The 24,608-nt window shown below is 70.9% G+C and carries 23 protein-coding genes and 1 pseudogene; 10 read left to right on the top strand and 14 right to left on the bottom strand.

The window, feature by feature from the left end; translation table 11 throughout:
- Positions 1-29: 29 nt before the first annotated feature.
- The gene (locus OO68_RS15305; RefSeq protein WP_033308888.1) at positions 30-1,475 is read right to left on the bottom strand and encodes a glyceraldehyde-3-phosphate dehydrogenase; all 1,446 of its coding nucleotides are present in this window, start codon (positions 1,473-1,475) and stop codon (positions 30-32) included.
- Between the two features lie 177 nt (positions 1,476-1,652).
- Here OO68_RS15305 and OO68_RS15300 point away from each other — a divergent pair, with 177 nt between their 5' ends.
- The 4 genes from OO68_RS15300 (at position 1,653) to OO68_RS15285 (ending at position 6,376) form a co-directional block, all read left to right on the top strand.
- Entirely contained in the window at positions 1,653-2,501 is an 849-nt protein-coding gene (locus tag OO68_RS15300; RefSeq protein WP_033308887.1) for a hypothetical protein, read from the top strand.
- A gap of 189 nt (positions 2,502-2,690) precedes the next feature.
- Entirely contained in the window at positions 2,691-3,128 is a 438-nt protein-coding gene (locus tag OO68_RS15295) for a Fur family transcriptional regulator (protein ID WP_033308886.1), read from the top strand.
- 68 nt (positions 3,129-3,196) lie between these two features.
- The gene (gene katG / locus OO68_RS15290; protein WP_033308885.1) at positions 3,197-5,416 is read left to right on the top strand and encodes a catalase/peroxidase HPI; all 2,220 of its coding nucleotides are present in this window, start codon (positions 3,197-3,199) and stop codon (positions 5,414-5,416) included.
- Between the two features lie 177 nt (positions 5,417-5,593).
- Complete coding sequence (locus OO68_RS15285) at positions 5,594-6,376, top strand: carbonic anhydrase (RefSeq protein WP_033308884.1); 783 nt, start codon at positions 5,594-5,596, stop codon at positions 6,374-6,376.
- 46 nt (positions 6,377-6,422) lie between these two features.
- Here OO68_RS15285 and OO68_RS15280 read toward each other — a convergent pair whose 3' ends face one another.
- Positions 6,423-7,814, bottom strand: a complete 1,392-nt coding sequence (locus tag OO68_RS15280) for a Tat pathway signal sequence domain protein (protein ID WP_033308883.1) — start codon at positions 7,812-7,814, stop codon at positions 6,423-6,425.
- A 119-nt stretch (positions 7,815-7,933) separates the two neighbouring features.
- Entirely contained in the window at positions 7,934-9,652 is a 1,719-nt protein-coding gene (locus OO68_RS15275) for a VanW family protein (RefSeq protein ID WP_033308882.1), read from the bottom strand.
- A gap of 217 nt (positions 9,653-9,869) precedes the next feature.
- On the opposite strand from OO68_RS15275, the gene OO68_RS15270 reads away from it, so the two are divergent.
- The 3 genes from OO68_RS15270 to OO68_RS15260 all read left to right on the top strand — a co-directional run bounded on the left by OO68_RS15270 (position 9,870) and on the right by OO68_RS15260 (position 12,815).
- Positions 9,870-11,135: a glycosyltransferase family 4 protein gene (locus OO68_RS15270; RefSeq protein WP_033308881.1), complete on the top strand. Its 1,266-nt coding sequence runs from the start codon at positions 9,870-9,872 to the stop codon at positions 11,133-11,135.
- Positions 11,132-11,965: a hypothetical protein gene (locus OO68_RS15265; protein ID WP_033308880.1), complete on the top strand. Its 834-nt coding sequence runs from the start codon at positions 11,132-11,134 to the stop codon at positions 11,963-11,965. The genes OO68_RS15270 and OO68_RS15265 overlap by 4 nt, the downstream gene beginning before the upstream one ends.
- A gap of 190 nt (positions 11,966-12,155) precedes the next feature.
- Positions 12,156-12,815: a YceI family protein gene (locus OO68_RS15260; RefSeq protein WP_033308879.1), complete on the top strand. Its 660-nt coding sequence runs from the start codon at positions 12,156-12,158 to the stop codon at positions 12,813-12,815.
- A gap of 15 nt (positions 12,816-12,830) precedes the next feature.
- On the opposite strand, the gene OO68_RS15255 is transcribed toward OO68_RS15260, so the two are convergent.
- From OO68_RS15255 to OO68_RS15230, 6 genes and pseudogenes are all read right to left on the bottom strand, one after another.
- Complete coding sequence (locus tag OO68_RS15255) at positions 12,831-13,328, bottom strand: molybdenum cofactor biosysynthesis protein (RefSeq protein ID WP_033308878.1); 498 nt, start codon at positions 13,326-13,328, stop codon at positions 12,831-12,833.
- Positions 13,329-13,384: 56 nt separating this feature from the next.
- Positions 13,385-14,380 (bottom strand): MASE1 domain-containing protein, encoded by a 996-nt coding sequence (locus OO68_RS15250; protein WP_033308877.1) that lies wholly within the window; start codon positions 14,378-14,380, stop codon positions 13,385-13,387.
- Between the two features lie 60 nt (positions 14,381-14,440).
- Positions 14,441-15,271 (bottom strand): PP2C family protein-serine/threonine phosphatase, encoded by an 831-nt coding sequence (locus tag OO68_RS15245; RefSeq protein ID WP_033308876.1) that lies wholly within the window; start codon positions 15,269-15,271, stop codon positions 14,441-14,443.
- 123 nt (positions 15,272-15,394) lie between these two features.
- Positions 15,395-16,200 (bottom strand): annotated as a pseudogene (locus OO68_RS42275) (DUF817 domain-containing protein).
- Positions 16,201-16,228: 28 nt separating this feature from the next.
- On the bottom strand, positions 16,229-16,843 hold the full coding sequence (locus tag OO68_RS15235; protein WP_051814647.1) for a hypothetical protein: 615 nt from the start codon (positions 16,841-16,843) through the stop codon (positions 16,229-16,231).
- An 18-nt stretch (positions 16,844-16,861) separates the two neighbouring features.
- Positions 16,862-17,860, bottom strand: a complete 999-nt coding sequence (locus tag OO68_RS15230) for an inorganic phosphate transporter (protein WP_033308875.1) — start codon at positions 17,858-17,860, stop codon at positions 16,862-16,864.
- 139 nt (positions 17,861-17,999) lie between these two features.
- Here OO68_RS15230 and OO68_RS15225 point away from each other — a divergent pair, with 139 nt between their 5' ends.
- The 3 genes from OO68_RS15225 (at position 18,000) to OO68_RS15215 (ending at position 20,830) form a co-directional block, all read left to right on the top strand.
- Positions 18,000-18,623, top strand: a complete 624-nt coding sequence (locus OO68_RS15225; RefSeq protein WP_033308874.1) for a DUF998 domain-containing protein — start codon at positions 18,000-18,002, stop codon at positions 18,621-18,623.
- 97 nt (positions 18,624-18,720) lie between these two features.
- Positions 18,721-19,926: a glycoside hydrolase family 64 protein gene (locus OO68_RS15220; protein ID WP_033308873.1), complete on the top strand. Its 1,206-nt coding sequence runs from the start codon at positions 18,721-18,723 to the stop codon at positions 19,924-19,926.
- 232 nt (positions 19,927-20,158) lie between these two features.
- Positions 20,159-20,830, top strand: a complete 672-nt coding sequence (locus tag OO68_RS15215; RefSeq protein WP_033308872.1) for a hypothetical protein — start codon at positions 20,159-20,161, stop codon at positions 20,828-20,830.
- Positions 20,831-20,921: 91 nt separating this feature from the next.
- Here OO68_RS15215 and OO68_RS15210 read toward each other — a convergent pair whose 3' ends face one another.
- The 5 genes from OO68_RS15210 to OO68_RS15190 all read right to left on the bottom strand — a co-directional run bounded on the left by OO68_RS15210 (position 20,922) and on the right by OO68_RS15190 (position 24,454).
- Complete coding sequence (locus tag OO68_RS15210) at positions 20,922-21,347, bottom strand: DUF6003 family protein (RefSeq protein WP_033308871.1); 426 nt, start codon at positions 21,345-21,347, stop codon at positions 20,922-20,924.
- Between the two features lie 106 nt (positions 21,348-21,453).
- The gene (locus OO68_RS15205; RefSeq protein ID WP_033308870.1) at positions 21,454-21,708 is read right to left on the bottom strand and encodes a hypothetical protein; all 255 of its coding nucleotides are present in this window, start codon (positions 21,706-21,708) and stop codon (positions 21,454-21,456) included.
- A gap of 140 nt (positions 21,709-21,848) precedes the next feature.
- The gene (locus OO68_RS15200) at positions 21,849-22,619 is read right to left on the bottom strand and encodes a restriction endonuclease (RefSeq protein ID WP_245236983.1); all 771 of its coding nucleotides are present in this window, start codon (positions 22,617-22,619) and stop codon (positions 21,849-21,851) included.
- A 128-nt stretch (positions 22,620-22,747) separates the two neighbouring features.
- On the bottom strand, positions 22,748-23,083 hold the full coding sequence (locus tag OO68_RS15195) for a hypothetical protein (protein WP_245236982.1): 336 nt from the start codon (positions 23,081-23,083) through the stop codon (positions 22,748-22,750).
- Positions 23,084-23,320: 237 nt separating this feature from the next.
- Positions 23,321-24,454 carry an EstA family serine hydrolase gene (locus OO68_RS15190; protein WP_033308869.1) on the bottom strand — a complete coding sequence of 378 codons (1,134 nt, stop codon included), beginning with the start codon at positions 24,452-24,454 and terminating at the stop codon, positions 23,321-23,323.
- Between the last annotated feature and the right edge of the window lie 154 nt (positions 24,455-24,608).

The raw sequence follows: 24,608 nt of genomic DNA, 5'->3' as shown, positions 1-24,608 counted from the left end.
GCACGCCCCGCGCTCTCCGTCTTCCCGGATCAGACCGCCGGGGCCGGGTACGTCGGGTACTCCACGCCGGACACGTGCTGCACGACACGGATGACCTGGCACGAGTAGCCGAACTCGTTGTCGTACCACAGGTAGAGGATCGCGTTGTCGCCGTCGACCTTGGTCGCGCCGGCGTCGACGATCGAGGCGTGGCGCGAGCCGATGAAGTCGCTGGAGACCGCGTCGGGAGCCGTGGTGAAGTCGATCTGGCGCTTGAGCGGCGAGGTCAGGGAGACGTCGCGGAGGTGGTCGAGGACCTCCTCGCGGGTGGTCTCCCGGCCCAGCCGCAGGCTGAGGATCGCGATCGAGACGTCCGGCACCGGGACGCGGATCGAGCTGCCGGTGATGGGCGCCTTGAGGTCGGGCAACGCCTTCGCGACGGCGGAGGCGGCACCGGTCTCGGTGATGACCATGTTGAGCGGCGCGGACCGGCCGCGACGGTCGGCCTTGTGGTAGTTGTCCAGCAGGTTCTGGTCGTTGGTGAACGAGTGAACCGTCTCGACGTGGCCGCGCAGGACCCCGTACTCGTCGTCCATCGCCTTCAGCGGCGGCACGATCGCGTTCGTGGTGCAGGACGCGCAGGACAGGATCTGCTCGTCCGGCTTGATCGTGTCGTGGTTGACGCCGTGCACGATGTTCGGAACGTCGCCCTTGCCGGGCGCGGTCAGCACGACCTTGTCGACACCGGGGCGCAGGTGCCCGGACAGGCCCTCGCGGTCGCGCCACTTGCCGGTGTTGTCGATGAGGATGGCGTCCTTGATGCCGTACGCCGTGTAGTCGACCTCGGACGGGTCGTTGGCGTAGATCACCTTGATGGTGTTGCCGTTGGCGACGATCGTGCTGTTCGCCTCGTCGACGGTGATCGTGCCCTGGAACTGGCCGTGGATCGAGTCGCGGCGCAGCAGCGAGGCACGCTTGACGATGTCCTGCTCGCCACCGCCGCGCACGACGATGGCCCGCAGCCGCAGACCGTTGCCCGAGCCGGACTTCTCGATGAGCAGCCGGGCGACGAGCCGGCCGATGCGGCCGAAGCCGTAGAGGACAACGTCCCGGCCCTCACGGCGCTCGATCTTGTCGGCGCCCGTGGCACCGGCGACGGCCTCGGCGGTGAACTCCGCGATCGACAGGCCCCGGTCGTCGGCCTGGTAGGCCTCGGCGAGCAGGCCGATGTCGATCTGCGACGGGCCGAGGTCGAGCGTGGTGAGGGTCTGCAAGAACGGCAGGGTGTCGGTCACCGACAGCTCCACGCCGGCGATCTGCCGGGCGAAACGGTGGGTCTTGAGGATGCTGACCACCGACTTGTTCACCAGGGAGCGGCTGTGCAGCAGGACCGTCACGTCCCGCTCCCGGTGCAGCTTCCCGATGATCGGGATCATCGACTCCGCGATCTCCTCGCGGTTCTTCCAGTTGGTGAACGAGTCGTCGTTGAGAGTCACGAGTCCATCTTTCGAGCTAGGCGGCGCTCATATGTTAAACCGTCGATTTCCGGATCATGAACGGGGGCCTCAGATGCGTTCGGCGGCCGCTGCGCGCGCCCCTCGGAGCAGGTCCTGAGATGATCGAAAGCGGGTCTTCCGTATGAAAAGCGAGCTTTCCATGCGAAAGGGGTGCACATGGACTACGATTCCGTGGCCGACGAGCTGTACGCCCTGCGCCCGGAGGAGTTCACCGCCGCCCGCGCCTCCGCCGTGGCCTCCGCCCGCACCGCCGGCGACCGGGAACTCGCCGGACGGATCGGGGCGTTGCGCAAGCCCAGCCTCGCCGCCTGGGTCAGCAACCTGCTGGTCCGCAGCAGCCCCGGGGAGGTCGAGCCCCTGCTGCGCCTGGGGGAGGGGCTGCGGCAGGCCCACCAGGACCTGGACGGCGCGCAGCTGCGTGAGCTGAGCCGCCGGCAGCACGCGCTCATCAGGGCCCTGTCCCTACAGGCCCGGCAGCTCGCGAAAGAGGCCGGCCATGCGATCGGCGAGGGCGTGCAGCGCGAGGTCGAGAACACCTTGCACGCCGTCCTGGCCGACCCCGAGGCCGCGCGGGCCTGGGCGGGCGGCCGCCTGACCAAGCCGCTGGACGCGGCCGTCGGCTTCCCCGTCGTGGCCGAGGGTGCCCGGCCGCAGCGCCCCGCACCTGCCCCCTCCCGCCCGGACAAGAAGACGAGTGAGCAGCAGCGGCGCCGGCTGGACCGGGCCCGTGAGGAGGCCGAAGCCGCCGAGCGGGAGCTGCGGGAGCTGCGGGACGAGGCCGCGGCGGCAGGTGAGGCGGCGGAGGAGGCGAAGCGGCAGGTGGAGGCCCTCCAGCGGCACGTGGAGGAGCTCACCGGCGAGCTGGAGCGGGTCAGGAGCGAACACCAGCAGGCCCGCTTCGCCGAACGGACGGCCCGGGAACGGGCGCGCACGGCCGACCGCCGGGTCCGTGAGGCCGGCCGCACGGCCGCGACGGCCGCTGCTCAGCTCGAACGCCTCACCTAGTCGGACGCCTGATCGACAAACCGGCACGGCGGTGCGCGCCGCCTGACGCCTGCCGGGGCGCGATCATGTCACTGTGACTCAACTCACACCCCTCAAGTAAGCCGTCCCACACGGCTCCACGCGCACGACACCAAAATTGAACCGTTCGTTTTCTTGAACCAGTCGTGTTTGTGTGGCTAGGTTGTCCGCATGACCGCATCCGGGAACCCGACCACCGCCGAGGAGCTGCGCGGTGCCGGCCTGAGGGTGACGGCCGCCCGCGTCGCGCTGCTCGAAGCCGTACGGGACGGTGATCACCTCGGCGCCGAGGCCATCGCCTCCGAGGTGCGCGGCCGCGTGGGCCACATCTCGGTCCAAGCCGTCTACGAGGGGCTGCACGCCCTCACCGCGGCGGGACTGATACGTCGCCTCGACCCACCCGGCAGCCCGGCCCTCTACGAGGGGCGGGTCGGCGACAACCACCACCACCTCGTGTGCCGGTCGTGCGGAGCCGTCGCCGACGTCGACTGCGCGGTCGGCCACGCCCCCTGTCTGACCGCGTCCGACGACCGCGGCTTCGCCGTCGACGAGGCCGAGGTCATCTACTGGGGCCTGTGCCCCGCCTGCTCCACCGCTCGCAGTTCCTGAGCACGTGATCCACCCGAGCACTGTGATCCCCCCGAGCACCGTGATCCACCCCGTCCGGAAGGATTTCCATGACTGAGAACCACGACGCGATCGTCACCGACTCCAAGTCGGAGGAGACGGGAGGCGGTTGCCCCGTGGCGCACGGCCGCGCCCTGCACCCCACCCAGGGAGGCGGCAACCGCCAGTGGTGGCCCGAGCGGCTCAACCTGAAGATCCTCGCCAAGAACCCCGAGGTGGCCAACCCCCTCGGTGAGGACTTCGACTACGCCGAGGCGTTCCAGGCCCTCGACCTGGCCGCCGTCAAACGCGACATCGCCGAGGTGCTCACCAGCTCGCAGGACTGGTGGCCCGCCGACTTCGGCAACTACGGCCCCCTGATGGTCCGTATGGCCTGGCACAGCGCGGGCACCTACCGCATCAGCGACGGCCGCGGCGGCGCCGGCGCCGGCCAGCAGCGGTTCGCCCCGCTCAACAGCTGGCCGGACAACGGCAACCTCGACAAGGCCCGCCGCCTGCTGTGGCCCGTGAAGAAGAAGTACGGCCAGTCCATCTCCTGGGCCGACCTCATGATCCTCACCGGCAACGTCGCGCTGGAGCAGATGGGCTTCGAGACCTTCGGCTTCGCCGGCGGCCGCGAGGACGTCTGGGAGCCCGAGGAGGACGTGTACTGGGGCCCCGAGACCACCTGGCTCGACGACAAGCGCTACTCGGGCGACCGCGAGCTGGAGAACCCGCTCGGCGCCGTCCAGATGGGCCTCATCTACGTCAACCCCGAGGGCCCGAACGGCAACCCGGACCCGCTCGCCGCGGCCCGCGACATCCGTGAGACGTTCCGCCGCATGGCGATGAACGACGAGGAGACCGTCGCTCTGATCGCCGGCGGTCACACCTTCGGCAAGACCCACGGCGCCGGCCCCGCCGACAACGTCGGCGCCGACCCCGAGGCCGCCTCTATGGAGGAGCAGGGCCTGGGCTGGCGCAGCACCTACGGCACCGGCAAGGGCGGCGACGCCATCACCTCCGGCCTGGAGGTCACCTGGACGAGCACGCCCACCCAGTGGAGCAACGGCTTCTTCAAGAACCTCTTCGAGTTCGAGTACGAGCTGGAGCAGAGCCCGGCCGGCGCCAACCAGTGGGTCGCCAAGGACGCTCCGGAGATCGTCCCGGACGCGCACGACTCCTCCAAGAAGCACCGTCCGAAGATGCTCACCACGGACCTGGCGCTGCGCTTCGACCCGATCTACGAGCCCATCTCCCGCCGGTTCTACGAGAACCCGCAGGACTTCGCGGACGCCTTCGCCCGCGCCTGGTTCAAGCTGACCCACCGTGACATGGGCCCGAAGTCCCTGTACCTCGGCCCGGAGGTCCCGCAGGAGACCCTGATCTGGCAGGACCCGCTGCCGGAGGCCGAGGGCGAGACCATCGACGCCGGTGACGTCGAGACTCTGAAGACCAAGCTCCTGGAGTCGGGCCTGTCCGTCTCACAGCTGGTGTCCACGGCGTGGGCCTCGGCGTCCACCTTCCGCGGCAGCGACAAGCGCGGCGGTGCCAACGGCGCCCGTATCCGCCTGGAGCCGCAGCGCGGCTGGGAGGTCAACGAGCCCGACGAGCTGGCCCAGGTCCTGCGGGTCCTGGAGGGCATCCAGCAGGAGTTCAACTCCGGCGCCAAGAAGGTCTCCCTGGCCGACCTGATCGTCCTCGGCGGCACCGCCGCCGTCGAGAAGGCCGCCAAGGAAGCCGGTTTCCAGGTGCAGGTCCCCTTCGCCGCGGGCCGTGTGGACGCCACGGAGGAGCACACCGACGCCGAGTCGTTCGAGGCGCTGGAGCCGACCGCCGACGGGTTCCGCAACTACCACGGCAAGGGCAACCGCCTGCCGGCCGAGTTCCTGCTGCTGGACCGGGCGAACCTGCTCACCCTGAGTGCCCCCGAGATGACCGTCCTGGTCGGCGGCCTGCGGGTGCTGGGCGCCAACTACCAGCAGTCCCAGCTCGGCGCCTTCACCAAGACGCCCGGCTCGCTGACCAACGACTTCTTCGTCAACCTGCTCGACCTGGGCATCGAGTGGAAGTCGACGACCGAGGACCAGACCACGTTCGAGGGCCGCGACGCCGCCACCGGCGAGGTCAAGTGGGCCGGCTCCCGCGCCGACCTGGTCTTCGGCTCGAACTCCGAGCTGCGCGCCCTGGCCGAGGTCTACGCGAGCGACGACGCGAAGGAGAAGTTCGTCAACGACTTCGTCGCGGCGTGGGTCAAGGTCATGAACCTGGACCGGTTCGACCTGGTCTGATCACCTCCGCAGGACAGGACGCCCCGGGCCCTCGGCCCGGGGCGTCCCGCGTTGTCCCGGCGGCGTTGCCTGAGGGATCGTCAAAAACCGTTCAAGGTAAGAACATCACTTACCCAACTCTCACCATGAAAGGGCAAGGAACGCGACCGCGCCCGGAGCCGGGCATACGTTCGGGCCGTGAACACAGATTCCGCTGCCCACAGAGGCGCCGGCCGTGCACCGCACCCCTTTGCCGCCGCACGCCCCACCACCGGCGGTACCGTCCGCCGCACCCTGCTGCGCACCGCCCTGACCGGGGCCGCGGCGCTCGGCACGGGCCTCGGCGCCGCCCGGCCGGCCACCGCCGTCACCCCCACCCGGGACACCGGCCCGAGGCCCGGCACACCCGCCGAAGCCCTGCGGGAACTGGCCGCAGGCAACCGCCGCTGGCGCGCCTTCCGGGAACGCCACCCGCACGAGGACCCCGCCCTGCGCCGGACGCTGGCCACCGGCCAGCACCCCTTCGCGGTCGTCCTCGGCTGCATCGACTCGCGCGTGCCCCCGGAGCTCGTCTTCGACCAGGGCCTCGGCGACCTGATGACCGTGCGCACCGCCGGTGAGGTGCTCGACGAGGCCGTCCTCGGCAGCGTCGCCTACGGCGTCCTGGAACTCGCCATCCCCCTGGTCGTCGTCCTCGGGCACCAGTCGTGCGGAGCGGTCCGGGCCGCCGTCGAGGCGGAGGAGTCCGGGACGAAACTCCCCGCCCACATGCAGTACCTCGTCGACCAGATAGGCCCGGCCATCGACCACGGCAAGGAAGGGGACGCCCAGATCGATGCGACCGTGAGCGCCAACGTCCGGCTCGTCCGCTCCCGGCTGGCCGCCGAACCCGAACTGGCCGCCAGGATCGGCACCGGCAAGCTGGCGATCGTCGGTGCTCGCTACGAACTCACCACCCAGGCGGTCCACCGCCTGGCCTGACCACCCGCCCGGTCCGCTGCACGAGGCAGCGGACCGGGCCGCTCCCTCACGCCCGCAGCGGGTTGTACCGCGCCGCCGCCATCACGTACCAGGCCGTCGCCCCCGTGTGCCGGTACGGGTAGTAACCGAAGCCGAATCCGGTGTCCAGCGGGCTGCTCGCGGACACCACCCCGCAGCGCTCGGGCAGCGCCTTCCCGCCGACGGTCTGACCGCCGCCCAGCAGCTCCTGGGCCTGCTCGGTGGACGCGAGCAGCCGCCGGGCGCGCCCCTCGTCACCCCGCGCCCCCCTCTCGCGCAGGGCGAGCGCGAGGTGGGCCGTCCCCTCGAACCACACGCCGTTGCGGTCGGGTCTGGGCTGACCGGCCGCGATCGGCGCGTCCTCGTTCGCGAGGAGACTCGCCGAACTGAAGGTGACACCCTCGTAGGACTGCCCCGCGGGCACCGTGCTGTTGACGCGCCCGGAGTGGTCCGTGACGGCCAGCTCGGCCGCGGCCCAGTCCACCGAACGGGAGTAGCGGCGCGAGCCGAGCGCCAGGTGCGTCCAGGTCTGGGTGTCCTCGGGGACCGGGGACCTGTTGACCGTGACCCCGTCGTTGGTGCCGGTGTAGAAGAAGCCGCCGGACGGCTCCCACATCCGCCGCACGAACGCCTCGGCCCGCCCCCGCCGTTCCAGCCACACCCGGTCGCCGGTGAGCCGGGCGAGCCGCCCGAACAGGCAGACCAGGTCGGTGTTGTGCTCGGTCGAGGTGAACGGCAGCTTCTGATTCGCCCCGTCGACCCCGAACTTGAAGCCGCCGAGGGGCTCGTCGGTCCGGCCGTTCCGCTCGATCCACTCGCCGATCCGCACGGCACCGTCCAGGAAGCGGCGCGCCCCGGTACGCCGGGCGAGGGCGCTCAGCGCGATGCCCGCCCAGGCCATGTCGCCCACGGCGGTGCCGGTGAAGCCGAACTGCGTCCCGACGTTGACGGTGCCGTCCGCCCGCACGAAGCCGTCGGGCTGGGGAGAGCCGTCGTAGAAGGTGTACGGCCCGACGTTGTAGGCCTGCCGGAGCCTGCCGTCGTCGTACGCCGGGTCGTGGCCCTGGGCGTGGAGCAGTGCGTCGCCCAGCGCCTTGGCCCTGGTGAGGGCGGCCGAGGTCCGGGCCGCGAGGTGGGCGAGGATCGCGAGGGCGTTGTCATAGGTGAACGCGGTGCTGAACAGGCCGGCCTGATCGGTGTAGCTCTGGGCCAGACGCATGGCGCCGTGGTCGGGGTAGGCGTCCATGGCGGCGGCGAGGAAGGCCAGTCCCCGGGCCGGGGCCGATGCGGGGCGGGCACCGGCGGCACCGGCCGCGACGGCCTGTCCCGAACCGGCTGCGGTGAGCCCCGCGGCGCTGATGCCGAGTCCGGCACCGATGAGCGAACGCCGGCTGAGCGCCGGGCCTTGTCTGCCAGTCATGGATCTCCTTTGAGAGCGCTCTCAAACCGTGGCGCGCTCATTGTGCTGGCGCTCGGCTACCGGGTCAACGCTCCGTCCGGGAGGGAGGGTTGTGAAGGAAGACGATCACAAGGGGGGGATCACTCGCAGACGATCTCGTCACGGGGCGTGTAGTGCGTGCGGTACGGCTCCCGCTTCACTTCCCGCCCGTCGTTGTAGAAGACCCGTTCCACGGTGACGTCGAACCCTTCGAGCGGGGTCTGCGGGACGCACTCCTTGTCGTCGCTCACCTTCTTCTCCGGCTTCTTCACCTCGGTGCGCGGGCCCGTGACGGACTTGATCTCGTCGTACTTGCGGCTGCCGAGGAAGGAGACGGTGACGGAAGTGTCCGTGGACTCGGCCTGGATGTAGACGGCGTTGCCGGAGTCGTTGGCGAACCGCAGGTCCAGGCTGCCCCAGGCGACCGTCGCCTCCCGGCCCTCCGGGTAGCGCTCGATGTAGAACGAGTGCGCTCCGTGCTCCACGGGCTTGAGCCCGGCGAAGAACAGCGCGTTGTACACGGTCGTCGCCACGGACGAGACACCGCCGCCGGACGCCTTCGTGAACTTGTCGTCCAGGATGATGATGCCGTCCATGAAGCCGTTGGCCTCGGTGCGTTCACCGACGGTCCGGTTGAAGCTCCAGGTCTCGTCCGGCATGACGAGGGAGCCGTTGATGAGGTCCACCGCCCGGCCTATGTTCTTCGTGCGGTACTCGGCCGGTTCGAAATGGACGGTGAAGGAGGACATCTTCTCCGTCAGCCCCAGTCCGGCGGCGTTCTCGCGGGTCACCTCCGGCCGGGTCTCGCGGACCTCCACCTCGCCGCTGCGGGCGGCGCCCGACCCGGTGAGCAGCGGCAGCACGGCCTTGCCCAGTGCCTTGTCGGTGACCGACCGGCCCACCGTGGCATCCTCGGCGATCACGGCCCTGTCACCCTCCGGCTTCAGCTTCGCGTTCTTTGCGGTCGTGGTGATGCCGTCCAGGGGAGCCGCCACGGACGGCTCGGCGCGCAGCCCCTTCACGTCCAGCTTCGGTCTCAGCTCGCCGTTGCCGTCCGGCCGCATGGTCAGATGCTCGCCCAGCACGTCCTGACCGACCGTGAACCGCCGGCCGGCTGCGGTGAGTGTGACGGGGCCCGACATCGCCGGCTCCGCGAAGCTGCGTACCGCCCGCTCCACCTCTTCGGCGGTGACCTCCGGGCGGGTCTCGCGGGTGGGCAGGGGAGTGGCCGTACCGGTGTCACCGCGCAGGAAGGAGTCGCGCAGGGGCCGGACCGCGGCGTTCACGTCCAGCGCGTATCCCGTCCGCGGCCTGACCGCCTTCACCCGGCCGTCGTCGAACGCGACGCCGCCGTCCCTGACCTTCTGGTCGAGGCCCTTCGCGAGCTCTCCGAGGGCCGTCCGGGCCTGGTCCTCGTCGAGGTCGACAACCGGTTCGATGTCGCCGCCGGAGCGGAAGAACCCGCCGAACACGCTGACCGGATCGGCACCGGTGCGCGCCGCCCGGTCGACGGTCTCCTCGACGTCGTACGACAGACCCGCGCGCTCCGGATCAACCCGGCCCGTGCGGTCCCCGACCTTGACGGGCAGCTCCCGGGCGCCGGCCGCGCCCAGCTCTCGTTCCAGCTTCCGCACCGCCTCCGCGCGGCTCAGCCCCCCGATGTCCACCCCGCGCACGGTCGTGCCGGAGTCGATCTGGCCGCCCGTGAGGAGCAGCCCGGCGAGGTACAGACCACCGACCCCCACGGCCAGCGCGCCGCCGGCCAGGGCGACGGGCGGGAGGGAAGTGATGCGCGGGACAAGGCTGGTACGGGGGCGCATGGGTCTCCAGAAGATCGGTACGAGGGTGCACCCGATGACGCGACGATGCGCGGGCAAACACATCAAGCTATCCACACATCGGGGGCGAACCGGTATGGCCCAGACCACTTATGTCCGAGATCATTCCGGAATCGGCCGGACCGGCCCCGCCGCCGGGAACGGGCACAGAGTGGTAACGACGAACAACGGTCGGGTCGTTGACACGGTCTAGGCCACCATGAAGATCTCTTTCCTGATTCACAACGCCTACGGAATCGGAGGCACGATCACCACCACGTTCAACCTGGCCGGGGCCCTGGCCGAACGGCACGACGTGGAGATCGTCTCCGCGTTACGCCACCGGGAAGACCCCAACCTCGTCCCCGATCCGCGGGTGCGGCTGCGGGCGCTGGTGGACCTGCGCAAGGAGGCGGACCACCCGCTGCACCAGAGACCGGCCAAGGTGTTCCCGGCCGCCGAGTACCGCCACCACCAGTACAGCGAGCTGACCGACCAGCGCATCGGCGAGTGCCTTGCGGCGCTCGACGCCGACGTCGTCATCGGCACCCGCCCGGGCCTCAACGTGCACATCGCCCGCCAGGCCCCGCAGCACGTCCTGCGCGTCGGTCAGGAGCACCTTACGCTCGACAACCACTCGCCGCGGCTGCGTACCGCCCTGCGCCGCGCCTACCGCCGCCTCGATGTGATCACGACCGTCACGGAAGCGGATGCCGCCGCCTACCGGCGCAAGATGTGGCTGCCCGGCGTCCATGTGGAGGCCCTGCCGAACAGCGTCCCCGACTCCGCCCTGCCTCCCGCCGACAGCACCGCCAAGGTGGTGATCGCCGCGGGCCGCCTGGTCCCGGTCAAGCGCTACGACCTCCTCATCGAGGCGTTCGCCCGGGTCGCCGCCGTGCACCCGGACTGGCAGCTGCGCATCTACGGCAAGGGCGAGGAGCAGCCCAGGCTGCGGGAGCTCATCGAGCGGCTCGGACTGTGGAACAACGTGTTCCTGATGGGCGCCGCCACCCCCATGGAGGCCGAGTGGGCCAAGGGCTCGATCGGCGCGGCAGCGTCCAACTTCGAGCCGTTCGGCATGACCATTGTCGAGGCGATGCGCTGCGGACTGCCCGTCGTCAGCACCGACTGCCCCTACGGCCCCGGCGAGATCATCGCGGACGGCACCGACGGCAGGCTGGTGCCGGTCGGGGACCGTGACGCGCTCGCCGCGGCCCTGCTGGACCTCGTCGGCGACGACGAGCGCCGCCGCCGCATGAGCCGGGCCGCCCTGGACAACGCACGCCGCTTCGCCCCCGGCCCCGTCGTCGCCCAGGCCGAACGCCTCCTGGAGGCCGCCGCCGCGGCCCGGAGCACCGGCCGGACGACCACCCCGCAGCACCACCGCACCCAGAGCGCCCTGACCGGCCGCGGCCACGCCGCCCGCGACGCCGCCCACGCCGCCGCCTCCGGCGTACTGCGCTCGATACGGAAGGGACGCCGATGAGCACCCCGCAGACCACCACGGCGAGCCCGCAGCACGGCTCCCCCCTGCGCGCCGACTGCGTGATCGACAGCGACGGTCGGATCACCTTCACTCTGCCGCCGGTTCCCGGCGCGCACCCCCGGCTGCTCCTGCGGCTGCGGCCCAAGAAGGGGCGCTCGGAGACGACCCGTCACCTCCTCGACCTCGAGTCCGCCCGCTCCGACGGCCACCGGCACGCCGTGCTGGAAGCGCAGCCCGTTCTCGACGAGGGCCGCTGGGACGTGTACCTGCTGCCGGAACCGGATGCCGAGCGCCGGCGGCTGCGCCCGGGCCTGCGGGATCTGCGCAGCCTCGTCGACGGCCACCTGCGCGACCGCCCCGCGCCGGTGGCGGTCAGGATCCCGTACGCCACGAAGGACGGCTTCCTCGCCCTCAGGGCATGGCGGCGCACCGCCCACGCGGAGGCCGGCGCCATCGACGTCACGGACCGGGCCCTGACGGTCACGGCCCGTCTGCACGGCGCCGAGCTCCACCCGGACGCCACCGTGCGTCTGCGCCTGCGCGGCACCGACACCGTCCGGACCCTGCGCCCCCGGACCGACGACGGCGCCAGGGGCTTCTCCTTCACCGTCGCTCCCGGCGACCTGGCGGACGGCGGTGGGGGAGCGGCCCGCGTCTGGGACGCCTTCGTCCGCCCCACGGACGGAGCACCGCCGATCAGGGTCGGCCGGCTGCTCGACGACGTGGCCGACCGCAAGCACGTGTACGTGTACCCGGCGGTCGAGACGGACGGTTCCGCTCTCCGCCCTTACTACACCGTCGACAACGACCTCGCGATAGAGGTGACGTAAGGCCGATTCGCCGAAATGCCCGAAATGAAAATCCCTGGAGTTTCGGATGGTCGTTTCGGTGATGCGCCGCGACAGCGATGTGTGGATTTTGTGCAAAGCGGCGGCAAAAGGGGTCGAGGGCTTGTTCTCAACAGCCGCAAATCGGGAGGGGACTTGCGGCTATAACCAAACTCAAGTACCTAGATGAATCATGAACCTGTTCAACCGCGTTGTGCCGTCCCGCCGGCAGGCACAGCTCCCCCCACAGCGCCCCGTCGGCGCACCGGCATCCTCCACTGCCGTGCTGCCGGACCCCAACCTGGCCGATCTGTCCGGTGAATGGGTCGTCGACCCCGCGCACAGCAGGATCGGCTTCTCCGTCCGGCACGCCATGGTGACCACCGTGCGCGGTTGTTTCCTGGAGTACGAAAGCCGGCTCTACTTCGACGCGTACGACCCCACACGGTCACGGGCCGACATCACTCTGTTCACCGCCAGTGTGGATACCGGGGTGGAACAACGCGACGCGCACTTGGTCGGCCGTGACTTCCTCGACGCCGCGACCTATCCGCGGATGCGCTTCACCAGCACGGGGGTGCAGCAGACGGGAGCCGACCTGTTCAGCATGTCGGGAGAACTGACCATCAAGGGGGTCTCCCGGCCCGTCGTACTCGACATGACGTATATCGGGAATGTCACCGACCCCTTCGGCTACGACCGGGTCGGTTTCGACGGCACCACCACCATCAACCGCTCGGACTGGGGGCTGACCTACAACAGCAGGCTGGCCGAGGGCGGCGCGATGGTGAGCGAGAAGGTGCGCCTGCAGCTCGACATCGCCGCCATCCGCACGCCACCCGCGGGCGGCTGACCGCGCCGGGGCGCTTCACGACGGGGTGTCGGCCCCGGCCACGACCCGGAACGTGGCCGGGCCGAGCGTGAGCACCCCGTCGCTCAGGGGGCTGCACCGCACGCCGCCCCGGCCGCGCAGGGCACGCTGCGCCCCGGGGCCGATGGTCACGTCCATCCACGCGCACGGCCGGGCAGGGCGCTTCACGGCGAACACCACCGGCCCGGTGCCGCAGTCGAGCGAGATCGTGGCTCCGACGTACGCGTCGATGTCGACGCCCCTGAGCAGGATGTTCCGGCGCGTGTGCCGCAGATCGGCGTCGGCCGGGAGGTTTTCCGCCGCCATGATCGTCACCGCCGCGTTGCGGTGGGCGGGCCGGGCGTAGTAGCGGTCGCCGACCAGTCCCAGCTCGCTGCGCACCTCCACCCGGGTGACCCGCTCGTCGGACGGGCCGGGGGACACCCCGTCGGACGGCCGTCCGGACATCCGGTGCGCCGACGACACCAGGAGCTGCACAACCTCCACCTCGGTCATGACGCCCACCCTACGTTTCGGTGACCCACCGCCGAGGGGCCCGGAGCCTCAGCCCGTCACTCCCGCCGCCCGGGCCCGCGGTCCTCCAGCGGAGCCCGGCCGTCCGCCGCCTCGCCCGCGGTCAGGTGCTCCAGGACCTCGACCAGTTCCTGACAGGCGCGCTCCACGGAGCGCCGTGTGTAGATCTGCTCGGTGATCACTGCGGACAGGAGCAGGGCGGTGAGTGCCATCGCGCCGTTGAAGGCCTGGAGCTTCATCATCACCTCGATCCGGCTGAGCCGTTCGAACGGCCCCACCCGGTCGGTCGCGGCCACCGTGGTCATGACCGAGGCGAACAGGGCGCACAGCAGGCTGCCGGCCAGCTGGAACCGCAGAGCCGCCCAGATCAGCAGGGGATAGACGAGGAACAGCAGACTGACGGAACTGTGCGCGGCCAGGGGCACGAGGCAGCAGGCGATGACCGCGAGTCCCAAGGCCTCCTTCCAGCGCGACAGGGGCAGCGGCAGGCGGACGCGGGACAGCAGGAGCAGGACCGGCGTGACGATGAGGACGCCCATGGCGTCACCGACCCACCAGGCCAGCCAGACCGCCCAGAAGCCGGACTGTTCGATCCTGTCCGTGACGAGCAGGGTGCCGGCGCCGGTGGTCGCGCCGATCAGCATCGCGGTGAACGCGCCGAGGAAGACCAGGGCCAGGCCGTCCCGCAACCGGGCGAGATCGGTGCGGAAACCGGCCCGTCGCAGCAGCAGGTATCCGGCGACGGGGGCGGCCGTGTTGCCCGCCAGGACGCAGAGGGCCGACGGCGACACGGAGGTGAGGGAGAGGATGACGAAGAAGGCACCCAGGGCGATACCGGGCCAGCAGCGCAGCCCGAGGAGGAGCAGGCAGGCCACCGAGACGCCGGTGGGCGGCCAGATGGGGGTGACGACCGCGCCTTCGACGACGAGTTCCCGCAACAGCCCCAGCTGCGCCGACGCGTAGTAGCAGGCGGCGACGGCCAGCGTCTGCAGAGTGACGACGACCGGCGTACGCAGATCCTTGCTACCCACCACAGCAGCCATCAGACACCGGGGCCGCCGCCTCAGCGAGGTGGGAGCCGGTGTCGTGCGGCCCTATGGCTGAGCGTCCGGCCCGTCGAGGCCGACCACCAGGACGGCGGCGTCGTCGTCGTGCCCCACACGCTCGGCCCCCTTGATCACGGCGGCCGCGAGCGCGTCCACGTCCATGCCCGCCACCGCCGCGATGCCCGCGAGCCGCGTCACCTGGTCCAGGCCCTCCTCCAGCCGCATCGACGGGCCCTCCACGACACCGTCCGTGAGCAGGACGAACACACCGCCCGTGGTGAGCTCGTACCGCGTCACCGGGTACGGCATCCCCGCCTGCACCCCGAGGGGTGGTCCGCCCTCGTCCTCGGTGACGCCGGACTTCCCGTCCGCCGTGGCCCAGATACAGGGCAGATGGCCGGCCCGCGCGCTCTCCAGCACGCCGGCACACGGGTCGAGCCGCATGAACGTGCAGGTGGCGAACAGGTCGGAGCCCAGGGACAGCAGCAGATCGTTGGTCCTGGCCAGCACTTCGCCCGGTTCACTGGTGACGGAGGCCAGCGCCCGCAGCCCGGCCCGCACCTGGCCCATGAAGGCCGCGGCCTCGATGTTGTGGCCCTGGACGTCACCGATGGCCAGGCCGATCCGGCCGTCGCCCAGGGTGAACGCGTCGTACCAGTCGCCGCCCACGTTCAGGCCCTGGCACGCGGGTGTGTAGCGCACGGCCAGATGCAGCCGGCGGGCGACGGGCAGGTCCCTCGGCAGCATCCCGCGCTGCAACGCGATCGCCAGCTCGACCCGGGACCGCTGCATCTCGGCCTGCGCACGGGCCTGAGCCGTCAGGGCCCCGAGCCTGGTCAGCAGCTCGTCGCCGTCGTCCGTCGTGCCGGTGCGGGACATTGATCACTCCGGCGAGGATGGCCACGGTAGGTGATGACTCGAAAGGCAAATCACCCGATTTACGTCCATAGGATGATAGGCAGGCGAACGCTGCCGCGACGACTCCACGCTCTTCGGAAGCCCTTACGGAGCCCCCCGATCCGCTTCGGGATCCGTCCGCCGCCCCACCGCCGCCAGCACGAACGTCACGCTGATGAGGGAGCGCCCAGGCCCCGAACTTCTCCACCCCCAGCGGCTCCCAGCCGTGCCGCTGATACGGACAGCGCCATGCGCCGACCAGGGTTGCCAGATTCTCCGCCACCCACAGGAAGAACCCGATCAGCCCGAACGCCAACGCCAGCGGCATCCGCCGGCGCACTCCCCGCACGGTGAAACAGACCGACGTCCCCAGCGTGACGGCCACGAGCAGTCCAGCCGGCACCCAGCGCGCGTCGGGCAGCCAGTGGCGGCTGAAGGAGTTTGACGTACATGGCCGCGGCGACCACGGCCGTCGCCCGCGGCCGATACCGCACGAGCCCCAGATCGAACAGATGCCAGGCCCGGCAGACACAGCTGCCCACCGCCGCGTACAGAAAGCCGCCGTACAACGGGACGCCGGCGAACTTCAGCACGGCCGGCTCCGGGTGGCTCCAGGAGCCGAGCGCCACCTTCACCAGCTCGAAGGCCCTACCGACGCCATGACAGGCGGCGATGACGGCGATGTCCCGCCCGCTCTCCCAGCCCCGGGCCCAGAACAGCAGCGTGAGCAGCACACCGTAGACGACCAGCACGTCGTAGCGCGCCACGGGCAGTTCGGGCAGCAGCGCGGACACTGCCACGCCGGACAGCAGGGCGAAGGCGAACGCGCAGGCCCGCGTCTGTGTCCAGGTGAACGCGAGCAGCCGGCGAACCGGAGCGGCCAGGGGGCCGACGATGCTTGCAGGGATCATGGCGCCCTGAAGGAGGGGGCCGGAGCGCCTACCGGTTGCAGTGAACCTCCCTGCTCGCAGCCGGCCCGCCCGTGTACTCCCGCGCCTGGGTCACGGCCTGCCGCAGCAGCCGGGACAACAGCCGGTCGGCCTCCGGCGCGGCGCACAGCACCCGGAGCGCCCGCTCCAGGTGCCGGCGTCCCGGCCCGCGCCACCACAGCAGATCGGCGATCCGGGCCGGCGGACCACCGGCGGGCGCATCGGCGAGTCGCGCCGCCCGCTGCCGGCACGCACGGCCGTTCCGCGCCAGACGCCGCGACGAGGGACGCACCCGGCGTGCCGTGTCAACGACCGTACCGACGAGCAGCGGCGGGTAGGCACGCCCCGCGGGGCGTGCGTCGGCGAGGTCGGCGGCCAGCGGCCACAGCGCGTGCCGGGCGTCGTCGCCGACGTTGTCGTTGACCACCCGGGCCAGGGCCGCGAGAGCGGGGTGCGTGCCGGCCGGGCTGTCGGTGAAGTGCCCGGTGCCCAGCAGCGCGGCGGCCTCCATCAGACAGGCACCGTCGTCCGGGTGCAGATGGGCGAAACGCCCCGGCACCGGAAGGCCGGACGGGGCCCCGGCAGGCGACTCGACGGACGCCCGGCGGCCGGGAAGAGCGATCATGGGCGGCCTCCGCTGTGCTCACACAGGGGTGACGGCGTGCAGGAAGAGGTAGAGCGCCGCGGCCGGAATCCCCGCGCCGGGGAACGTGAGGAGCCAGGCCGTGCCGATCGAACGGGCCACCTGCCAGCGTACGGCGGAGGCGCGCCGGGTGGCACCGGAACCCAGGATGGCGGCGGTGATGGTCTGCGTGGTGGAGATCGGCGCCTTCACCAGGAACGCGGTGGTGTAGAGGACGGCCGCGGCAGCGGTCTCGGCGGCGAAACCGCGCGGCGGATCGAGGTGCACGATGCGCCGCCCCAGAGTGGTGATGATGCGACGCCCGCCGCTGTACGTACCGGCTGCCATGGCGGCCGCCACGGCGGCGATCACCCACACCGGCACCGAGAAGTCGTCCTGCCAGCCGGCCGTGACCAGTGCCAGCACGATGACCCCCATGGTCTTCTGGGCGTCCTGCAGACCGTGCCCCAGCCCCATGGCGGCGGCGGAAACGGTCTGTGCCATACGGAACCGCCTCATGGTGCGCCGCGGTGTCGAACGCCGGAACACCCACAGGATGCCGGTGTGCAGCAGGTACCCGAGCGCCACGCCGACCAGCGGGGACAGCAGCATCGGCAGGATGACCTTGTCCAGGATGCCCGACCAGTGCACCGTGGCCGACGCGGCGAGCGCGGCTCCGACCAGCCCGCCGATCAGGGCGTGCGAGGACGAGGTGGGCAGCCCCCGCCACCAGGTGAAGACGTTCCACCCGATGGCGCCGATGAGCGCGCACAGGACGAGCAGCAGCCCTGACGTCGCCTCGGGAGCCCCGATGATGCCGCTGCCGACGGTCTGGGCGACCCCGGTGCCGAGGAAGGCGCCGAAGAAGTTCATCACCGCGGCCATGGCCAGGGCCACACGGGGCGTCAGGGCCCGGGTGGAGATGGAGGTGGCGATCGCGTTCGCGGCGTCGTGGAAACCGTTGGTGAAGTCGAACGTCAGTCCCACAATGATGATCAGCACCACGAGTGTCAGCTCCATGCCCGATCACCTCCCGACGCCCGGCCGCACGCTTCCATCGTGCGCTCCCGGGGCGGAGAGGGGCTGTGCGACTACGCCACGCGGGGCGAGCCGCCCGACGTGACCCGGGGACACGAATGACCCGCTTTACGGTGTCCTGATGCGATCTGTTCCTGCGTGGACTCTGGTGTCGTCGGGGTGTGCGCCGCTCTTCCTGATCACGGGCTGGGTGGTGGCGGCGTCGCTGCAGGGTCCCCCTTACGACCCCGCCGCCCAGACCATCAGCGTCCTGGCGGCGCCCGGGAACTCGGGGTCCTGGGTGATGACGGCGGCGTTCATCGCACTGGGGTTCTGCCACCTGCTGACGGCCTGGGGCCTGCGCCCGGCCGCGACCGCCGGGCGGGCGGCCCTGGCGGCCGGAGGGGTATCCGCGCTGGCGGTGGCCATGTTCCCGGCGCCGAGCAGCGGCGGGTCGCTGAGCCATGGTTCCGTGGCCGCCGTCGGCTTCACCCTCCTGGCGGCCTGGCCCGTCCTGGCGGCCCGGGCCGGTGCCGCCGTGCCGTGGGCCCTGCGCCCCTTCCCCTCGCTGGGGGCGACCGCGGTCATGGCGGCCGGCGCGGCCTGGTTCCTGATCGAGCTGCACCTCCACGGCGTGGCCGGCGTGGCGGAGCGCGCGGTGACGACCCTTCAGTCGGTCTGGCCCTTCGTGGTCGTCCTCTCCTGCCTGCGCGGATCCCTGCGCGGTGCCCCGGGGGAGCCGAGGCCGCTCGGGCGCCCGCGCTGACCGGACGGTCCGAAGCATTGACAGGTCCGGACCAAGAGGTGAATCTGAGAGCGCTCTCAAAGTTTCGAATCGGCCAACTTTCGAACGGAGGCAGCGCGTGTTGCGAACTCTCAGGCGCCGGGCCAGGGCCGCGGGGCTGTCCCTCGCCACGATCCTCGCCGGCTCACTGCTGGCGACCGCAACGGGCACTCCGGCCCACGCCGCCGTCCCGGCGACGATCCCACTGAAGATCACCAACAATTCGGCCCGAGGCGAGCAGCTGTACATCTACAACCTCGGCACGGAACTCTCGACCGGTCGGCAGGGCTGGGCCGACGCGGGCGGCACCTTCCACCCCTGGCCGGCGGGCGGCAACCCGCCGACCCCCGCCCCCGACGCCTCGATCCCCGGCCCGGCCGCGGGCCAGTCGGCCACGATCCGCATGCCGAAGTTCTCGGGCCGCGTGTACTTCTCCTACGGCCAGAAACTGGTCTTCAAGCTCACCACCGGAGGCCTGGTCCAGCCGGCCGTGCAGAACCCGTCCGACCCCAACCGGAACATCCTCTTCAACTGGTCGGAGTACACGCTCAACGACTCCGGCCTGTGGATCAACAGCACCCAGGTCGACATGTTCTCCGCCCCCTACGCGGTGGGAGTGCAGCGAGCCGACGGCAGCACCGCGAGCACCGGCCGGCTCAAGCCCGGCGGATACAACGGCTTCTTCAACGCCCTCAGGGGGCAGCCCGGCGGCTGGGCCAACCTGATCCAGACCCGCTCCGACGGTACCGTACTGCGCGCGCTGTCACCTCTGTACGGGCTGGAGACCGGCGCCCTGCCGGCCGGCGTCATGGACGACTACATCAACCGTGTCTGGCAGAAGTACGCCACCTCGACCCTGACGGTCACCCCGTTCGCCGACCGGCCCGGCACGAAGTACTACGGCCGGGTCTCCGGAGGCGTCATGAACTTCACCGACGGCGCAGGTGCCGTCGTCACCAGCTTCCAGAAGCCGGACGCCTCCTCCGTCTTCGGCTGTCACCGGAGGCTCGACGCCCCGAACGACCAGGTGCGCGGGCCGATATCGCGCACCCTGTGCGCCGGCTTCAACCGCTCCACGCTGCTGGTCAACTCCAACCAGCCCGACGCCGGTGCCGCCGACTTCTACAAGGACAACGTCACGAACCACTACGCGCGCAAGATCCACGCCCAGATGGCGGACGGCAAGGCGTACGCCTTCGCGTTCGACGACGTGGGCCACCACGAGTCGCTCGTCCACGACGGCAACCCGCGCCAGGCCTACCTCACGCTGGATCCCCTCAACTGAACGGCGAGACATTGCCGCCGGCACCGCGAACTCAACGCGGTGGCGGCGGCTTTGCCAGCTGTAGTTGACTGTGCATCAGTTTTGAAAATCAAATACAACTTTGCCATCCCTTGGTGTAGCTCGGCAGTCGAGTACGTGAGCCTCATTGGCATCCCCCGGTGACCACAACCCCTCCCAGAACAAGGGCAATTGAGGTCACCTTCCCCCCACGCCCCGGTGAGAGGCACCGACGATGACGACGAACCACGCCCTGCGGTACGGCAGCCGCACGCTCGCGTTGACGGCGACCGTACTCGGGGTGATCGCGGCGGCGGTCCCGGCCGCAGCCGAGGAACAGCCCACTGCGGAGCAGATCCTGGCCGATTGTGCTTCCGGAGAAGGCAAGTGCAGCTTCAACTCACCGCAGCTCGGCAAGGCCTACCTCGGTGAGCCCCGTCAGGTCTCCGAACTGCTCTACAACTGCACCGACTCGCCCGCCTCCCAGTCGATGTCATGGGCCGACACCGTGGGCTCGTCCCACTCGGTGGGAGGCTCGGTCACCGTGGGCGGCGGTATCGAGGGCATCATCACGGCCAGTGTGACCGCGACGTACAACTACACCTGGCAGAGCTCGCACACGGAGACGAGTTCCTTCACCGTCACCGTGAAGCCGGGAGAAGTGGGGTGGATCTCCCGCGCCCAGGTCATGCAGCAGATATCCGGCACGTGGCAGACCCACTACGACGACCCCAAGTGGGGCCACTACTACTGGTTCGTGCCCGACACGGTCACCGGCCCGGCCCCGAACGGCACGGACGGCAAGCACAGCGCGGTCGTGGTCAAGTCCCGCAAGATGACGGCCGACGAGAGGAAGCTGTGCGCCGGCGGCTCAACCCGGGACAAGGTCTTCACCCGCAGCCGCTGATCCAGCCCGCCTCGGCGGTCAGGGGTGGGACACGTGCTCACGACCGGCCCCGTCAGACGGTCCTCGTCCGACGGGGTGCCCCGCAACGGTGTCAACTGCTCGCGGCGGCGGTCACCGTGGCCGGATCCACCCCGGTCAGTTCGACGATGCGGTGCGGCGCCACACCGGCGGCCAGTGCTCGTCCGATCAGGCCGTCCCGTCCGTCCGCGCAGTCGCGGTAGGCGAGCAGTTCTTCCTCGACCCGGGCCAGCGGCTCCGGCGCCATCTGGTGGCGGAGGCGGTTCAGCTCCTCCTCGCTCAGCGGGACGGGCAACCGTTCCGCTCCCTCGGGCACGGCCGCCCTCTCCTCCGGCGGCAGCAGACGCAGGTGCGGCGAGGTCGGCGTGCTTCCCTGAGCGTCCAGCCAGGCGCGCACTGCGGGAGTCTCCATGCACGCGAGTTCACCGACGGCCGCCGGAACCACGCCGAGCTGCGCGGACGCGTCGTCAAGCAGGAACAGGTAGGCGTCGTCGGTCATCCTCGGCTCCTTCTCTCCAGGGTGCTGATCGACATCCCATTACCCCGCCGCGCCCGGAATACCGCCCGGTCATCACTATGAGGGAACACCACTCGGATGACGGGGCTCATGCGGGGGCGGCGGCCCGGCGGCGGGCCTCGGCGAGGTGGGTGTCGATGTACGAGGCGAGGACGAGCGGGTCCCCGGGTTCGTCGGCGCGAAAGGCGATGCGGCGCAGCAGGCTGACGCCGTCCAGGGCGAGGCTCATCACCGGATCGGAGAACGCCACATCCGGCCGACGCGGCACACACCGGGCCGGCCCGAGTGAGCGCACCACCTGCTCAGCGGACGCGGCGTCGAAGGGGTGGCGGGCGGGGTCCACTTCGGCCCCATTCCAGGAACCCGGGTGCCGGCAGAGGTCTCACCGCGCAAGCCTGCCACGCCGGCCCCGCGCCCGATCAAGCGATTTTCCGCCGGGGCATCGCGATCTCCGTCGGCATGCGGGGACATGGGCCGCGTATCTCAGGACCCGGCACCGGCTGTCTCGCACCCGGCCGCCCCGAGGTCCGGGGCCGCGTCCCAGGGCCGGGGACCGGTGCCGTCCGTCCATGCCTCCAGCGTCTCCCGGTCCACGCACACGATCCCGCACTGCTCGGCGTACTCCAGCGCCGGCGCCGTGAAGTCACTCGTGCTGACCAGCACGGCGACGTCGGCCTCGTGCACGGTGAAGCAGGTGCCGCCGAAACGCTGCAGATCCTGCGAACCCACCCGGTGGGTCTCGCCGTACTGCTTGCACTGGATGACGACGCGGCGCCCGTCGGGCGTCGCAGCCACGACGTCGGCGCCCAAGTCCCCGGCGCCTCCGACGACTTCGACACCCGAGCAGCCCTCCCGTTCGCAGAGCGCCGCGATCGCCTCCTCGAACTCCTCCGGCGTCAGGGCGTCGTAGTCGACGACGACCTCGGCCGCCGCCCCCCGCCGGCGGGGAACCGGTGGAGCCTCCAGCTCCTCGGCCGCCTCCCGGGCCGCCTCGTCGAGTGCCGCGGCCGCCCGGCGTGCCACTCCCGTCACGCGTATCCGGCGCCGTAGTCCCAGCCAGCCCGCGACGCCTGTCACGACCAGGACGAACACCCAGGCAGGACGCCGCTCGACGGTGTCCGCCGCCACGCGGGCGGCGAGGCCCAGGACGATCAGGACCACCGCGAGAAACACGAAGAACAGGGTGGTCGACCGAAGATCGAACCCATAGCGGCGGCGCTTGATGAGCCGAGTGCACTGCGGAGGCACTGTCACGACATCCCCCCTGGGACAACTTTTGGGATCAACAGGCAAGATCACTCGAACCGTCTTCCCAAGATCACCGGCTTCACCGCTCCAGCCGCCGGGTGCGACGCCTGCCCGGGGGTGCCGGTCGCCCGGTGTCATCGTTCCCGGAGGCGCCACCACCACCAGCGCCCCGCGGTCCACTCGCTCACCCACCCCGGATTCGGAAGCGTGCGGCGCTCGAACTCCGCGTCGATCCGCTCCACCAGGCGGCCCAGATCCGCCCGGGCTCCGGTGGGCAGGTGCCGCAGGACCTCTTCCAGGTCGTCTCGACCGTCCTCGATCTCGATGCCGGGGCTCTCGTAAGGGCCTTCCAGGTAACGCCCCGGCTGACGGAAGGCCCTCTCGAAGCGGCTGAGGGCTACAGCGACGGCGTCGGGCCACAGGCGTTCGGCCTCAACGCGCCGGACAGCTGCCCGAGTTCGGGCCGACACGGCCGGAATCCGGCGAACCGGCGTGTGCTTGGGGGGCCGCCACCGCTCGGTGCGGAGGGCCTTCGGGCGCCTACGCGGCATTGCCCTTTCGGATCAGAACCATGCCGGCATCCTGCCACAGCCGACCGCGCCTGATCGCCGCTGATACCGCCTCGGTGCGGCCGGCCCGCATCGGCCGGCCGCACCCGCCTGTCTGACCCCTGCCCGCGCTGAAACCCCGGGCTACGACTTCTTGCCTCACCCCAGGGCCCGGACCACCGACCACAGCAGGCGCTCGTTCTCGGCGGCAGCGCCGCCCGGATAGGCGTAGCGGCGGCGGGTGTACGCGTACGCGTAGCCCTGGCGGGGGTCGGCGAACGCGAGGGAACCCGCGGCGCCGCTGTGGCCGAAGGCGCCGGCGCCGACGGAGTCGAAGTGGCAACCGATGGTGTTGAAGCCCAGGCCGAAGGCCTTCTGCGAGCCGCTCACCAGGTCATTGCCCTCGGAGTGGACCCGCGCGAACTCCGCCGCGGTGTCCGGCTTCAGGAGCGGGCCGTCCCCGTTCAGGCCGAACGCGGCCGCCGCGTACATGCCGGCCAAGCCGCGCGCGGAGCCGATACCGCCCGCCGACGCTTGGCCCTTCGCACGGACGAGGCGCGAGTTCGCGAAGTCCTCCAGCGCGACGCCGTCCGGCGCATGCTCGTTGAACGCGATGCCGCCCAGGCTGTACGGGCTGTACGGGGAGGCGTCGATCTCGGCCTGCTGCTCGGGCGTCGGCAGCATCGGCAGCGTGCTGAGGAACCGCGGCTCCTCGGACTCCGGCAGGCCCAGCCACAGGTCCAGGCCGTACGGGGCGCGGATCCGCTCCTCGTACCACTCCTGCAGGGTGCGCCCGGTGGCCCGGAACACCACTTCGCCGACCAGCGCACCGATCGTGTACCCGTGGTAGCCGAAGAACTGCCCCGGCTGCCAGAACGGGCGCTGCCCGGCCAGCAGGGCCGCGATCGTCCGGTCGTCGGCCAGCTCCTGCGGGGTGAACCCGGCGTCCAGTCCGATCACCCCGGCCCGGTGTGCCAGCAGCTCACGCAGGGTGATCCCGCCCTTGCCCTCGGCGGCGAAGTCCGGCCAGTACGAGGCCACGGTGCGGTCCAGATCGAGGACGCCGTCCTGGACCAGGAGCGCCGTCACCAGGTACGCCGCACCTTTGGTGGACGAGAAGACGCCGAGCAGCGTCTCCCCGGTGACCCCGTCCGACCACAGGTCCACGACCCGCTCGCCGCGCTGGTGTACCACCAGCTGTGCGCCGGGCGCGTGTTCCGCACCCGCGAGGAAGGCGGCGAATTCCTCTCGCACTCCCTCGAAACCGGCCGCCACCGTGCCATGGACTGCCATGAACCCCTCCCAGACTCCCTGTGGATCTTGTGCCTTCGGCAACGGGACGGCCCTGGCCGCTATTCCCTTGGTCCGCACGTACGCGCGCAGCGGGATAGGGTCCCGCCCATGGGAAACGCGCGTTCGACAGGACCGATGGGCTTCCGGTAGCCCG

Source organism: Streptomyces iakyrus (assembly GCF_000717055.1).
GTDB lineage: Bacteria > Actinomycetota > Actinomycetes > Streptomycetales > Streptomycetaceae > Streptomyces > Streptomyces iakyrus.
This window is presented reverse-complemented; position numbering and strand designations above follow the sequence as displayed.